Genomic DNA, 281 nt, shown 5'->3' on the forward strand with positions numbered 1-281 from the left:
TCGCGGCTGACCCGCACGTCGGTGGTCGAGAATCTTCGGGCGGACTATGTGCGTACCGCGAAGGCGAAGGGTTTGACCCGGAACCGGGTGATCGGTGTGCACGTGCTGCGTAATTCGTTGATTCCGGTCATCACCTACATCGGCGTGGACCTGGGTGGTCTGATGGCCGGCGCGATCGTGACCGAGGGCGTCTTCAACGTCCCGGGCGTCGGGTCGCAGCTGTTCCGCGGCATCACGCTGAGCGACGGACCGCTGGTCGTCAGCTTCGTCAGCATCCTGGT

The 281-nt window shown here is 64.4% G+C and carries 1 protein-coding gene; it reads left to right on the forward strand.

The features are described 5' to 3' along the window. Positions 1 to 281, forward strand: a 281-nt coding sequence (locus OP04_RS48185) for an ABC transporter permease subunit (protein ID WP_033346823.1), incomplete at both ends; no start/stop codon positions are given.

This window comes from Catenuloplanes japonicus, assembly GCF_000717135.1.
GTDB classification, from domain to species: Bacteria; Actinomycetota; Actinomycetes; order Mycobacteriales; family Micromonosporaceae; genus Catenuloplanes; species Catenuloplanes japonicus.